The organism is Virgisporangium aurantiacum, assembly GCF_016863635.1.
GTDB classification, from domain to species: domain Bacteria; phylum Actinomycetota; class Actinomycetes; order Mycobacteriales; family Micromonosporaceae; genus Virgisporangium; species Virgisporangium aurantiacum.
On record NZ_BOPG01000056.1, the window covers coordinates 58,825 to 72,420 of the forward strand.

Genomic DNA, 13,596 nt, shown 5'->3' on the forward strand with positions numbered 1-13,596 from the left:
GCTCAACAGCGTCGCAGGCTTCGGCCACACCGCGCCACCGTTCCGGTGTCCTAAGGTCAACGTGATGGAGTACCGGCAGCAGATCAGGGTGCGGTACGGCGAGTGCGACATCCAGGGCGTGGTGTTCAACGCCAACTATCTGGTGTACGTCGACGACGTCATCGAGCAGTGGCTGGAGGCGGCGCTCGAAGCGGCCCCGTTCGACTACATGGTGAAGAAAGTGCTGATCGAATGGGACGCGCCGGCGCGGCGCGGCGACCTGATCGACCTCACCGCGGCGGTCACCCGCTGGGGCCGCACGTCGTTCGACATCACCGTGCGTGGCGAGGTGACGGGCCGGAGCATCTTCACCGCCGTGCTCACGGCGATCAGCGTGACCCCCGGGACCCACGCGCCCACTCCCGTCCCGGACGAGGTTCGGGCCAGACTGGGCTGATGCAGACACGCGAGGTTCCGCCCGGCGACGCCGACGTTCGCGCGTTCCTCGCCGGGCACGGCGCCGACGTGGTGGCCCGGCGCGGCGAACTGGTCGACGCCACCGCCCGCCCCGCGGTCGTGACCTACGCGGCCGACGGCGGCATCGCCGGGGTGCTCACGTACGACGTCGTGGGCACCGAGTGCGAGGTCCTCACGCTGCACGCGGCCGTTCAGTGGGCCGGTGCCGGCACCGCGCTGGTCGACGCCGTCCGCGGCATCGCCGCCCGCGCGGGCTGCCGCACGCTGTGGGTGCTCACCACCAACGACAACGTCGAGGGCCTGCGGTTCTACCAGCGGCGCGGCTTCCGCCTGTCGGCGCTGCGGCCGGGCGCGGTCGACGAGTCGCGGCGCACCCTGAAACCGCGGATCCCGCCGACCGGCTTCCACGGCATCCCGCTCCGCGACGAGATCGAACTGGTCATGCCCCTGGAAGGGGAGGAAGGACCGGCCGCGGGGGAACCGGCGTCGACACCACGAACGAACTGACCGTCTGCCCGAACCGGAGAAATTCATCGAGGACGCCTTCCAGCGCCGCGATCTCGGCCACGTGCACCTTCAGAAGGAAGCAGTCCTCCCCCGAGATGCGATGGCACTCGCTCACCTCCGGCCGCGCCGCGGCCAGTTCGGCCACCCGGCCCAGCTGCCCCGGACCCGGGCGCACCCGCACCCACGCGGCGACCGGCAGGCCCAGCGCCGCCGGGTCGATGTCGAGCCGGTAGCCACGGATCACGCCGGCCTCCTCCAGCCGGGTCAGCCGGTCGCGGACCGCCGGAGCCGACATACCGACCCGACGGGCCAGCGCCGTCACCGGCAGCCGCGGATCGGCGGCGAGCAGGGCGAGGATCCGGCGGTTCGTGTCGTCGAGAAGGTCAGACCGGAATCTGGCCGGTGAAGTGGTCATCGAATTCCCCGCTGTGCCTTCGATCATGCATGGTCACGCACGCTTGCGCCTTCGATCATAGGTCGGTGACCGATCGGATCCCGCCCGCCGTGTGGCTGGTCGCGAGCGCGGTCTTCCACTACCTCGGCCCGGCGTTCGCGGTGCTGCTGTTCGCCCACATCGACGCGCTGGGCGTCGCGTGGTTGCGGATCGCCTCGGCCGCCGTGGTGTTCGCCGCGTGGCGCCGCCCGTGGCGGGTGTGGCGTCGGGTCGACCGGAGAGCCGTCGTGGCCTGGGGCGTGGTGCTGGCGGTGATGAACAGCGTGTTCTACCTGGCCATCGACCGGCTGCCGCTGGGCACCGTGGCGGCGATCGAGTTCCTGCCGGTGATCGCGCTGGCGGCGGTGGCCGCCCGCACCCCCCGCAACGGCGCCGCGCTCGCCCTCGCCGTGGCGGGCGTCTACCTGCTCACCGACGTACGCCTGGTCGGTGAGCCGCTCGGCTTCGCGTTCGCGGCCGCGAACGCGGTGCTGTTCGCGCTCTACATCATGCTGGGTCACCGGATCGCCAACGGCGCGGGCGCCGCCGGGATCGACGGCCTGGCCCTGGCCATGCTGGTGGCCGCCGTGGTGGCGCTGCCCGTCGGCCTGACCGACGCCGCGCCCGCGTTCACCGATCCGCTCCTGCTGGCGGCGGCCGTCGGGGTCGGTGTGTGCTCGTCGGTGATCCCGTACGTGTGCGACCAGGCGGCGATGGCGCGGGTGCCGAGGGCCACCTACGCGCTGATGGTGGCCCTCCTGCCCGCGACCGCGACGGTGATCGGCGTGCTGGTCCTCGCCCAGGTTCCGACGGTGCCCGAACTGGCCGGCGTCGCCCTGGTGGTCGCCGGCGTGGCCCTCCACCGCTCCCGCACCGAGCCCACTAGCCGAAGTTGACGCCCTGGGCCAGTGGCAGTTCGCGCGAGTAGTTGACGGTGTTGGTGGCCCGGCGCATGTAGCCGCGCCAGGCGTCGGAGCCGGACTCGCGGCCGCCGCCGGTGTTCTTCTCGCCGCCGAACGCGCCGCCGATCTCGGCGCCGGAGGTGCCGATGTTGACGTTGACGATCCCGCAGTCGCTGCCGTCGGCGGCGAGGAACTGCTCGGCCTCGCGCTGGTCGGTGGTGAAGATCGAGGACGAAAGGCCTTGCGGGACGCCGTTGTGCAGCGCCACCGCCTCCTCGAACGTGTTGTACGTCAACACGTACAGGATCGGCGCGAACGTCTCCCGTTGCACGAGCGCGGTCTGCGCGGGCATCCGCACCAGCGCCGGACGCACGTAGTAGCCGTCGCCCACGACGTCGACCCGCTCGCCACCGGTGACCACCGTGCCGCCGTCGGCGGCGGCGGCGCTCAGCGCGTCCTGCATGCTCGTGAACGCGGACGCGGAGATGAGCGGACCGACCAGCGTGCCCTCGGCGAACGGATCCCCCACCGGCAGGCGGGCGTAGACGGCCGCGATCCGCGACACCAGTTCCTCGGCGCGGCTCTCGTGGACGATGACGCGGCGCATCGTGGTGCAGCGCTGGCCCGCGGTGCCGGCCGCGGCGAACACGATGCCGCGCACGGCCAGGTCGAGGTCGGCCGACGGCGTGACGATCGCGGCGTTGTTCCCGCCGAGTTCGAGGATCAGCCGGCCGAAGCGGGCCGCGACGCGCGGCGCCACCTCGCCGCCCATGCGCTCCGACCCGGTGGCGCTGACCACCGGCACGCGGCGGTCGTCGAGCAGCGGCGCGGCGGCCTCGGCGTCGCCGACCACGAGCACGTTGAGGTTTTCGGGCGCGCCGCACTCGGCGGCCGCGCGGGCGAGCAGCGCGCTGCAGGCGTGCGACGTCAACGGCGTCAGCTCCGACGCCTTCCACACCACGGAGTTGCCGCACACCAACGCCAGCGCGGTGTTCCACGACCACACCGCGGCGGGGAAGTTGAACGCGGAGATGACGGCGACGACGCCGATCGGGTGCCACGTCTCCATCAGCCGGTGGCCGGGCCGCTCGGACGGCATCGTGCGGCCCTGCAACTGCCGCGACAGGCCGACCGCGTAGTCGCAGATGTCGACCATCTCCTGGATCTCGCCCAGCGCCTCCGACCGGATCTTCCCGACCTCGACACCGACGAGGTCGGCGAGGTCGGCCTTGTGCTCGGTGAGCAGCTCGCCGAACCGCTTGACGAGCGCGCCACGGACCGGCGCGGGCACCGTCCGCCAGGTGAGGAACGCCTCGTGCGCCTTGCCGATCGCGTCGGTGACGGCCGCGGCGTCGGCGGCGGGGACGGGGAACAGCTCCTCCCCCGTCACGGGGGTGCGGGCCAGCACGGTTCGGCCGCCCGAGAGCACAGCCGCCGGCAGGTCGACGCCGCAGCGCTTCAATGCGGCGCGGGCGCGTTCAGCGAGTTCCATTTGCCCATTCTGGCAGCATGACCGGGTGACCGAAGATCTTCTCGCCGCCGCCCGGGCGGCGGACGGGTTCATGCCCGACGACGAGGGCACGGCCCTGTACGCCGCGGCCCGCGACGCGATCGCCGGACCGCTGCTGGAGGTCGGCAGCTACCTGGGAAAGTCGACGCTGTACCTGGCCGCCGCCGCCCGTGAGCGCGGCGGCGTGGTGGTGACCGTCGACCACCACCGCGGGTCGGAGGAGCACCAGCCGGGCTGGGAGTACCACGATCCGTCGCTCGTGGACGTCTCGGTCGGGCGGATCGACACGCTGCCCGGATTCCGGCGCACGATCGCGACAGCCGGTGCGGAGGACGTGGTGGTCGCGGTGGTGGCGAAGGGTGAGACGCTGGCCGCGCTCTGGGCCCGTCCCCTCGCTCTGGTCTTTCTCGACGGCAGCCACACCGACGAATCGGCGCAGCGCGACTACGCCTGCTGGACCCCGCATCTGGCCGCCGGCGGCGTGCTGGCGATCCACGACGTGTTCCCCGACCCCGCTGACGGCGGGCAGGCGCCATACCGCATCTACGTAAAAGCGTTGAAGTCAGGTGATTTCACCGAAGTACGGGGTTGCGGCTCGCTGCGCCTGATGCGGAAGATGTGACCCGTGCCTAACCCACTGGCCTGGCGCCCGACCCGATCGCTCGCCGACGAGTTCTCACCGCGGGCCAACAGCATCGGGCTCCTCCGCCTGCTGCTCGCCGTCTCGGTGCTCGTGGCGCACGCGGGCCCCCTCGGGTACGGCCTGGCCAACTACGGCTTCGCGTTCACCCGGGGCCAGCTCGACTTCGGCGGGCTCGGCGTGTACGGCTTCTTCATCCTGTCGGGGTTCCTGATCACGGCGAGCGGTATGCGGTTCAGCCTGCCGCGGTACGCCTGGCACCGGTTCCTGCGGATCTTTCCCGGGTACTGGGTGTGCCTGGTGGTGATGGCCTGCGTTCTGCTGCCGATCGTCTCGTTGTACGAGCGCGGCACGCTCGCCGGGTTCTGGACGCACCCGAACGGCCCGTTCGACTACGTGTGGCGCAACCTGATCACCGTCCAGAACCAGTTCACGATCTCCGGGCTGATGTCCGGCAACCCGAGCGGCGGCGCCGTCAACGGGTCGCTGTGGACACTCCTGTACGAGCTGATGTGCTACGCGATGGTCGGCATCCTCGCGTGGACCGCCGTGCTGCGGCGCACCCCGCGCCTGGTGGCCCTCATGACGGCGGTCGTCTACCTGTTCGTCGTGAGCGACTGGGTGCGGCAGCTCCCGGTGCCCAACACGTGGTTGTACCGGCGCGGCGACATCGGCCCGTACCCGGTTCTCGGCGTGTTCTCGGTGAACTCCGTGCTCTTCCTCGGGCTGATGTTCCTCCTGGGCGCGAGCATGCACCTGTACCGCGACCGCATCCCGATGCACCCGGCGGTGGCGGCCGGCGCTGGCCTGGCGTTCGTCGGGTCGGCCGCCTTCGGCGGGTTCCTGGCGATCGGGCCGCTGGCGTACGCGTACCTGCTGGTCTGGCTGGCCTGCAAGCTGCCGCGATGGACGCAGGGCGTCGGGCGCAAGCGCGACTACTCGTACGGCATCTACATCTACGCGTACCCGGTGCAGCAGCTGCTCGCGTTGATGGGTGGCGCCAGGTGGGGCGTCGCGGCGTACATCGGGCTGTCGCTGGCCGGCACGTTGCTGCTCGCGGTGCCGTCGTGGTTCCTGGTGGAGAAACCGGCGATGTCGTTGAAGAACTGGACCCCACGGGCACTGGCGAAGCGCGCGGATCCGGAACCGGCACCGGAGCCCGTTCCGGCGCTCCCGCAGGTGTCAATACCTACGCAACGTAAGGCACCTGAGACGGCCGCTGCGCCTGTGGGTCGCTGAAGATCGTGCTCCGCACGTGCTCGCCGTTCACCGCGTCGACGGCGAGCACCACGGCCGCGGCCGTCCAGGTGGTGCGCTCCACCGGCCAGCGCACGCCCTCGTCGAAGACCAGGCCGGTCCAGTAGGAGCCGTCGTCGTCGCGCAGGTGCTGCATGTCGGCGATCAGGTGGGCGGCCGCGTCCGGATCGCCGTTGGCGTGCAGGGCGAGCGCGAGCTCACACGTCTCGGCGCCGGTCACCCACGGCCGGTCGGCGACGCAGCGGGCGCCGAAGCCGGGAACGACGAACTCGTCCCAGCGGTCCGCCAGGCGATCGGCGGCGTTCTTGCCGCGGACGGCGCCGCCGAGCACCGGGTAGTACCAGTCCATCGAGTAGCGGCCCTTGTCGGCGAACAGGTCCGGCCGCTCCGCGATGGCGCGCTGCAGGTCGGCCGCGGCGAGTTCCCAGTCGGGCTGGGCGTGGCCGAGGTGCTCGGCGATCGCGGACGCGCACCGCAGGCCGTGGTACGTGCTGGCGGAACCGGTCAGCAGGGCCACCGGATCGGGACCGGTCTCCGGGTGCACCGCCCACGGGACGACGCCCGACGTCTCCTGGTGCCGCACCACGAAGTCGGTGGCCGCCCGCACGGTGGGCCACAGTTCCACCAGGAACGCCTCGTCGTCGGTGGCGAGGAAGTGGTGCCACAGCCCGACGGCGAGGTACGCGCTGTGGTGCGTCTCGCCGAAGTCGCACACCGGCGCGCCCTCGCGGTACTTGGCCGGCCACCAGCCGCCGCGGCGCTGTTCGGCCAGCAACCACCGGTACGCGTGCCGGGCGTTCGCGTGGAGGCCGCCGACGTCGAGCGCCATCGCCGCCTCGATGTGGTCCCACGGGTCCAGCTCACCGCCCGGGAACCAGGGGATCGCGCCGTCGCGCTGCTGCACCGCGACGATGCTGTCCACAGTGGACCTCAGCTCGCGCCACGACGGTACCGTCACGCGGTCGGCTTCCTTGCGTAGAGCACAACGCTCTTGCCCAGCACGGGATTGAGTCCCTTCTCGGCCCACCGGGTCAGCCGGGGCCGCGCCGTGATGTCCCAGACGAGGAGCTTGTGGTACGCCCGCACGGCGGCGCTGTCGTCGGCCGCGCACTTGAGCCACCAGTACGGGCTGTGCAGCGCGTGGGCGTGGCCGCGTCCGATCGTCTTCAGGCCGGCGTCCGCCAGCCGTTGCGAGAGCTCCGACGCCTTGTAGATGCGGACGTGGCCGCCCTCGTTGGCGTGGTACTCGTCCGACAGCGCCCAGCACACCCGCTCGGGGAACCAGCGCGGCACGGTGACCGCGGCCCGCCCGCCGGGCTTGAGCACCCGGGCCAGTTCGGCGATCGCGCTGGCGTCGTCGGGGATGTGTTCCAGCACCTCCGACGCGATCACGCGGTCGAACGAGTTGTCGGGGAACGGCAGCGCGCGCAGGTCGGCCCGCACCGCGGCGGCGCTGGCATCGGCCGGCGCCTCGCCGGCGAGGCGGATCGCCGCGCACCACTCGCGCGTCGTCGCGAGGTCCTTCGCGCTCAGGTCGACGGCGACGACGTGCGCACCCCGCCGGTACGCCTCGAACGCGTGCCGCCCCTCGCCGCAGCCGAGGTCGAGCACGCTCATCCCCCGCCGGACGCCGAGCCGGTCGTAGTCGACGGTCAGCAAGAAAGGGCCTCCCGGTACCAGTCCACAGTGGACAGTGCGGTGCGCCGCCAGGTGTAGTTGGCGAGCACCCGTTCCCGCCCGTTCCGGCCGAGCCGCGCGCGGAGATCGGCGTCGTCGAGCAACCGGCCGATCGCGGCGGCCAGCGCCTCCGGGTCGCTCGGCGGGACGTGCAGCGCCGCGTGCCCGTCCGGGCCGACCACCTCGGGCAGCGCGCCGGCGGTGGTGGCCACCACCGGCGTGCCGCACGCCATCGCCTCGACGGCCGGCAGCGAGAACCCCTCGAACCGCGACGGCACCACGGCCACCTCGGCACCGCCGAGCTCGGCGGCGAGGTCCACATCGGACAGTCCGCTCACGAACCGCACGGCGTCCTTGAGGCCGAGCCGGGTGACGGTGCGGTCGGCCGGCCCGTCGGGCTTCGGCGTGCCGACCACCACCAGCTCGATGTCGCGCTCGGTCCGCAGCTTGGCCACGGCATGCAGCAGGTCGTCGAGTCCCTTCAACGGCACGTCGGCGCTGGTGACCGTCACAATGCGGTTCTTCGATCGCGGAACCGTGGGTGGCCGGAACACCTCGTCGTCGACGCCGACCCCGATGACGCTCAACCGCTCCGGCCGCACCTTGAACGCCCGCAGCGTCTCCGCCTCCGACGACTCGGACACCGTGCACACGGCCGGCAACCGCCGCACCACCCGCCCCTGCATGCGGGTGAACCCGTACCACCGCCGCAACGCCGCGCGGCGCCGCCGGTTGGGCGCCGCCGCGAGCTCGATCTCCCGGTCGACCGTGATCGGGTGGTGGACGGTCGCCACCACCTTCATGCTCCGTTGCAGCCCGAGCAGGCCGTAGCCCAGCCCCTGGTTGTCGTGCACGATGTCGAACTCGTTCCGGCGACGACGCAGCAGCTTCGAGACCCGCAGCGAGAACGTCAGCGGCTCGGGGAACGCGCCGGTGCACATCGTCAGCCACTCCAGCCAGTCGGTGGCGCTGGTGAACTCGTGCAGTCTGGGGACGCGGAACGGGTCGGGCTCGCGGTAGAGGTCCAGGCTGCGGACCTCGGTGAGCTTCACTGCGGCGTCGAGCGGGTGCGGCAGCGGCGGACCGGAGAACACCTCGACCTGATGCCCGAGCCGCACCAGTTCGCGGGACAGGTAGTGCACGTAGACGCCCTGCCCGCCGCAGTACGGCTTGCTCCGGTAGGACAGCAGGGCGATCCGCAGCGGTTCGGGCACCGCAGGAGTCTATCCGGTCTTCCTACTGGCGAGTAGCTAATGCCCCGAGGCGGCCCACTGGTGGGTCGAACCGGCGTGCAGGGCGGCGTACACGGCGTCCCGGATCCGGTTGGCATCCTCAGTGGTCAGGGTCTTCCGGTGGTCGCGGATCACCAGCCGCAACAGGAGGTTCTTCTGGCCCGCCCGGATGCCGAGGCGCTCGCGCGCCGCCTCCGGGAGGTCGGCGTACGCGGTCTCGCCGAGCACCGTCACCTCCTCCAGGCCCTCCGCCTCCGCGCCGAGCGCCGCGCGGACCCGGTCGCCCAGAAGTTCGGGGTCAAGGTCGGCGTCCACCGCCAGGGACAGGTCGCGCCGGCTCGGTGGCATCGAGGAGACCGGGCGGTAGCGGCCGAGGTCGCGCATCTGTGCCGCCACCCGGGGGTCCGCCGACCTCAGCAGCCGGATGTCGTCGATGCCCTTCACCAGCATGGTCAGGCGGTCCAGGCCCAGGCCCATCGCGAGGCCCGTCGCCGACGCCGGCAGGCCGGCCGCCGCGAGCACCTCCGGGTGGGCCACGCCGCACTCGCCGATCTCCACGCCGTCGACGTAGAGCTCGCGCCCGTCGAGCGTGTACGGGTGCGGGCTCGCCGGCGTCGTCACGGCCTTTCCCGGCAGCACGGCACCCACCACCCGGGAGATCATCCCGGTGAGGTCGGCGTCGTCGAGAGGCGGCGAAGCGCGACGGATCCGCCACAGGTCCAACTGGTGCGGTTCGCCGACGTGGTGCCGGTCGATCACGTCGCGGCGGTAACACATGCCGGGCACCGCCAGCAGCACGTCGTCGTGCGGCAGGTCGCGCAGCAGCGCCGGGACGTGCGCGGTGGTGTGCGCCCGGAGCATGTGGTCGTCGTCGACGTAACGGGAGTAGCGGCGGTCGCGGGTCACCGCGTCCGGCGGGTAGCGGAGCAGGTCGTAATGGTCGCGGACGGACACCACCGGGTCGCCACGGTGCAGCACCACGGGAACGTCCCAGCCGGCGGTCAACGCGTCGACGATCAGTTGCATGGCGTGCGGCCCGGCGGCCGGGTCGGTGAGATCACGGATCGACATGGGGAACCTCGCAGGCAGGCGTGAACGGGGACACGGAAAAGCCCCGGCCGGAACCGGGGCTTCTGCCTGCGCGGATGCGCGAACGTCAGGTGGCCGCCGGTAGCCGGGGCCCGCTAAACAGTCGCGTCATGGGCTCAATGGTGCCCGCACGGTCGGCACGCTGTCGAGCACAATTCCGAAGTGCTCGTGGTACGCGGCGAGCACCTCTGCGTCCGTCTCCAGCACCCGCTGGTCGCGGCCGCCCGCGCCGGTGCGGATCAGCTCCCGCCCGCTGAGCGTGATGCGGCCGGTGCCGGTGAGGCGGGTGCACACCAGCGACCGCGTGAAGTGCGACCGCGGCGACGTCCGCTGGTACCAGCAGGTCGGTCCGAAGTCGTCCAGCACCCGCGGGCGGGTCTCCACGGTGTACTCGGGTTCGCCGTCGCGATCGATCGCCAGGTCGCCGTGGTCGCGCTCCGACACCGTGAACGTTCCGCCGGGATCGGCCTGCGGCGTGCGGACGTCCAACCGGATCGGCCGGTGCGTGAACCGCCCGAAGCCGACGTCGACCAGCCACGGCTCGCCGTCGACGTCGACCCGCAGCGCGAGGTGGTCGAACAGCGGGCCGTCCTTCACCCGCGCCGCGAGCAGTTCCACGGAGTACCCCAGCGCGGTCAGCAGGGCCGCGAACGCGCCGTTGAGCTCGTAACAGAACCCGCCCCGTCGCCGCTCGATGATCTTGTCGACCAGAGCGACGGGTTCCAGCACGATCTCCTCGCCGAGGTGGACGCTCAGGTTCTCGAACGGCACCACGTGCAGGTGCCGCTCCTGCAGTTCGGAGAGCAGCGCCAGCGTCGGCGAACCGCGCTCCACCCCGAGGTGGTCCAGATACCGCCGAACACGCGAGGAGTCCACCGCGGCACAGTACCGCGATGGACCCCTCCTCTATGAACGACGTCAGCGGGTGAAGACCTGGAACTCGCTGACCCGGACCTGCGTGGCGAACAGGCTGTTCACCGTGCAGTCCGTGTTCGCGCGCGGATCCGCGTCCTGCTCGCCCGCGTAACGCGGGTTACCGGTGCACTGGCTGGTCAGCACGTCGAGACGCAGGTGCGTCGCCGACACCGGTGTGAACGAGAACGTCCGCAGGTTCAACTGCGACGCCGTCGGCCGGAAGTTCCCGGCCGGGAACGCGTCCGTCGGGCTGGTGAAGACCCGACGGAAGTTGCCCGGCTGCGAGCAGTCGGCGATCGTCGCGTTGCACGCCGACACGCCGAACGACCGCAGCGCGCTGAACCGGTTCTGGCTCAGCCCGTCCACGTCACCGACGATCTGCGGCCGCAGCAACGCGCTCACGTTGACCCGGCTCACCAGTTGCGGCGCCGTGCCGGCGAGGTCGACGGTGATCCGCTTGCCCGCCACGCCGTCGAGCGACGCCCAGTTGGTGGCCTCGGTGTCGTCGCCGAGCTTGTCGACGTTGACGCCGTCGCCGGAGAACACGCCACCGGTGGTCGCCGAGGCGAGGTTCCGCGGCAGGTTCAGCGGCAGTTCCTGCGCGCGTCCGGCGAGCACGAACGAGCTGAACTTGCGGTACCCGAAGCCGGGGCCGCCGGCCGTGAACGAGTACTGCTGACCGCCGACGATGGAGAACGTGTCGGGCAGGTCGGTGTTCGGGTCGGTGTCGGCGATCGGCACCGCCCGCGCCTCGTAGTCGCCGACGTACAGCCGGATCGCGGCGCCCGCCGCGTCACCGGCCGCGCGCAGCGTCATGGTCGCGTTCGTGGTGTAGGGGGACGCGAAGCTGGGCACCGGGTCGGCGTCGCTCGGGCCGCTGGTGGCGTCCATGCCCATGCCCGACGTGGCGAACGCGTTCCACATGATGTCCTGGTTCGCGCCGCCGAACCGCACAAGGTCGGCCGCGAGCATGTTGTCGCGCATGTCGAGCATGCTGAACTGGCTGGAGGCCTCCAGCAGGAACGAGTCGAACACCAGTTGCGCCCAGCGCCGGTTGCCCGGGCAGGCGTCGGACTGCACGAGCCCGTTGGCGCACTGCTCCTGCAGCGCCGGCGTGCCGGCGCCGTACCGCTGCACGAACGCGTTGCGGATGCGCACGTTCGTCGCCGACCAGATCTCGCCGTCGGCGTGCACCTGCTGGCCGACGAGGTCGTAGCCGACGTCGGAGTAGTTCAGCGGGCTGCGGCTCATGTCGTAGTTGCGGATGCCCTGGGTCAGGTTGCCGGTCGCGTAGCCACCAGTGACGAACGGGGTCTCGCCCGGCGGCCGGAAGCCGTACTCGGACAGGTACTCCATCGCCATGAGGTCGCCCCACGACTCGCCCATCGCGCCGCCCTGCGCCGACCCGATGCCGGCGTCCGGTCCGGCGATCATGCGGTTGGTGATCGCGTGCGTGTACTCGTGGCCGATCACGGTCATGTCGTAGTCGCCGTCGACGCACGGCGGGTAGGCCCCGCCGGCCTGCGGCTGCCACAGGAACATGTTGGTCGTCGGCGGGAGTCCGTCGCGTCCGGTGCCCTGGTTGGCGTTGTTGCGGCTGCCCGAGATCGCGCCGGACTGCGCGCGTCCCTGCTCGGCGTCGTTGCCGAGACCGGCACCGCTGACGTTGACCACCTGCATGTTCCAGGCCGCCTCGGTGAACCCGAGGGTGAACGCCCAGTCGTGCATCCGGTTGTGCATCGCGAACAGGTTGCTCACCGCGGCGTCGGCGTCGTTGCGCTGGGCCGACGTGAACACGTCGGGGTTGCAGCGGGCCTGCTTCCACTGGTCGGTGAACGGGTAGAGGTAGTTGCGGTCCGGGCTCGGCGTCGCCGGGAACACGGCCGTTCCGCCGCCCCACTGCACCACGTTGTTCGCCGAGTTGCCCGACGAGGTCTGCGTCGACGCGCCGGTGGCCACGTTGACGTCCCACGCCTGGCCGGTGTTCGGGTCGCGCACGGTGCGCACGCACCCGGCGGCCGGCGCGAAGCACCAGCGCTCGCGGGTGTCGGCGCCGCTGGGCGGCGGGGTGGCCGGGTACACGGCCCACTTCGGGTTGTCGGTGTCGAAGTCCACCTGGTCCTCGCGCACCAGCACGCCGCCGGTGCGGGCGTCGACGTAGGTCGTGAACGACTCGGGGTGGTCGACCCCGGTCGCGCTGAACGACACGGCGAACGCGGCGCGCGGCCCGTCGAGCGGCGTCGGCACCGCGACCAGCTTCGTCTCCGGCGCGCCGGCAAGCTCGCCGGCCGCGACCTCCGCGTCGGCGAGGGCGGCGGCCACCGCCTGGGACGCGCCGAGCGTCGCCGGTTGCGGTGCGTTCGTGTTCCGGGAAAGGGTCGAGGTGACGCGCACCACCGCGCCGTTGTTCACCAGCACCGCCGCCTGGCCGTCGTAGCCGGCCGGCAGATCGCCGAACCGCTGGCGCAGCACCACGACCGCGCCGGTGCCGATCGGGCGCACCAGCAGGGTCTCCATTGTGGACACCGACTTCTCGTCGAGCCCGAACAGGTCCGGGTTCCCCGCGAGGTACTGGCGGGCCGCGGTCTCCGGGTCGGCCGACAGCCCGCCCGCGATCTGCTTTCCGGTGGCGCCCGCCGGGCTCAGCGACTTCGGTGTGCCGAGGTTGTTCCAGCGCACCGTCGCCTTCGAACCGGCCAGCGACCGCTGGCTCGCGTTGGGTTCGACGCGGCCGATCCGGTTGTCCTTGTCGCGGGACGGGTGCCCGTCCGCGGGTAGTTCGTAAGCCGCCGGTGTGGTGTCCGACGCGTTCGGGCGGCCGGGGTCGGCTCCCGCCGGGGCGGCGACGCCGCCCACGCTCACGACCAGTGCCGCGATCGCGGCTCCGGCCAGGTTTCTTCTGCGCACGATGTCCTCCCCTGCGATGCACCGATGCATGCACATGCATCACTACAACAAGGCGCAATCACTGGGAAGAG

The 13,596-nt window shown here is 71.7% G+C and carries 13 protein-coding genes; 5 read left to right on the top strand and 8 right to left on the bottom strand.

The features are described 5' to 3' along the window. The first annotated feature begins 64 nt into the window (after positions 1-64). Complete coding sequence (locus Vau01_RS39980; protein ID WP_204004875.1) at positions 65-436, top strand: acyl-CoA thioesterase; 372 nt, start codon at positions 65-67, stop codon at positions 434-436. Beyond that, positions 436-963 (top strand): GNAT family N-acetyltransferase, encoded by a 528-nt coding sequence (locus Vau01_RS39985; RefSeq protein ID WP_204004878.1) that lies wholly within the window; start codon positions 436-438, stop codon positions 961-963. Before Vau01_RS39980 ends, Vau01_RS39985 begins: the two co-directional genes overlap by 1 nt. Here the strand turns inward: Vau01_RS39985 and Vau01_RS39990 are convergent. Beyond that, positions 896-1,378, bottom strand: coding sequence for an Lrp/AsnC family transcriptional regulator (locus Vau01_RS39990; RefSeq protein WP_204004881.1), 483 nt, complete (start codon positions 1,376-1,378; stop codon positions 896-898). The two genes, Vau01_RS39985 and Vau01_RS39990, sit on opposite strands and share 68 nt — an antisense overlap. A gap of 65 nt (positions 1,379-1,443) precedes the next feature. Here Vau01_RS39990 and Vau01_RS39995 point away from each other — a divergent pair, with 65 nt between their 5' ends. After that, positions 1,444-2,292: an EamA family transporter gene (locus tag Vau01_RS39995; RefSeq protein ID WP_239152232.1), complete on the top strand. Its 849-nt coding sequence runs from the start codon at positions 1,444-1,446 to the stop codon at positions 2,290-2,292. On the opposite strand, the gene amaB is transcribed toward Vau01_RS39995, so the two are convergent. Continuing rightward, positions 2,279-3,790, bottom strand: a complete 1,512-nt coding sequence (gene amaB / locus Vau01_RS40000) for an L-piperidine-6-carboxylate dehydrogenase (RefSeq protein WP_204004885.1) — start codon at positions 3,788-3,790, stop codon at positions 2,279-2,281. The genes Vau01_RS39995 and amaB overlap by 14 nt on opposite strands. A gap of 25 nt (positions 3,791-3,815) precedes the next feature. Here amaB and Vau01_RS40005 point away from each other — a divergent pair, with 25 nt between their 5' ends. Together Vau01_RS40005 and Vau01_RS40010 are read left to right on the top strand one after the other, a co-directional pair. Continuing rightward, positions 3,816-4,430: a class I SAM-dependent methyltransferase gene (locus Vau01_RS40005; protein ID WP_239152233.1), complete on the top strand. Its 615-nt coding sequence runs from the start codon at positions 3,816-3,818 to the stop codon at positions 4,428-4,430. Positions 4,431-4,433: 3 nt separating this feature from the next. After that, positions 4,434-5,687: an acyltransferase family protein gene (locus Vau01_RS40010; protein WP_204004886.1), complete on the top strand. Its 1,254-nt coding sequence runs from the start codon at positions 4,434-4,436 to the stop codon at positions 5,685-5,687. On the opposite strand, the gene Vau01_RS40015 is transcribed toward Vau01_RS40010, so the two are convergent. The 6 genes from Vau01_RS40015 to Vau01_RS40040 all read right to left on the bottom strand — a co-directional run bounded on the left by Vau01_RS40015 (position 5,638) and on the right by Vau01_RS40040 (position 13,525). Further along, a complete protein-coding gene (locus Vau01_RS40015; protein ID WP_204004888.1) occupies positions 5,638-6,663 on the bottom strand; it encodes a glycoside hydrolase family 15 protein in 1,026 nt (341 codons plus the stop codon). The two genes, Vau01_RS40010 and Vau01_RS40015, sit on opposite strands and share 50 nt — an antisense overlap. Continuing rightward, positions 6,660-7,364, bottom strand: a complete 705-nt coding sequence (locus Vau01_RS40020) for a class I SAM-dependent methyltransferase (protein WP_204004890.1) — start codon at positions 7,362-7,364, stop codon at positions 6,660-6,662. The genes Vau01_RS40015 and Vau01_RS40020 overlap by 4 nt, the downstream gene beginning before the upstream one ends. Next, positions 7,358-8,596, bottom strand: coding sequence for a glycosyltransferase family 4 protein (locus Vau01_RS40025; RefSeq protein WP_204004892.1), 1,239 nt, complete (start codon positions 8,594-8,596; stop codon positions 7,358-7,360). The genes Vau01_RS40020 and Vau01_RS40025 overlap by 7 nt, the downstream gene beginning before the upstream one ends. A gap of 36 nt (positions 8,597-8,632) precedes the next feature. After that, positions 8,633-9,685, bottom strand: coding sequence for a PheS-related mystery ligase SrmL (gene srmL, locus Vau01_RS40030; protein WP_204004894.1), 1,053 nt, complete (start codon positions 9,683-9,685; stop codon positions 8,633-8,635). A 126-nt stretch (positions 9,686-9,811) separates the two neighbouring features. Beyond that, positions 9,812-10,579: an arylamine N-acetyltransferase family protein gene (locus Vau01_RS40035; protein ID WP_239152234.1), complete on the bottom strand. Its 768-nt coding sequence runs from the start codon at positions 10,577-10,579 to the stop codon at positions 9,812-9,814. 42 nt (positions 10,580-10,621) lie between these two features. Then, positions 10,622-13,525, bottom strand: a complete 2,904-nt coding sequence (locus tag Vau01_RS40040) for a M36 family metallopeptidase (RefSeq protein WP_239152235.1) — start codon at positions 13,523-13,525, stop codon at positions 10,622-10,624. Positions 13,526-13,596 lie beyond the last annotated feature (71 nt).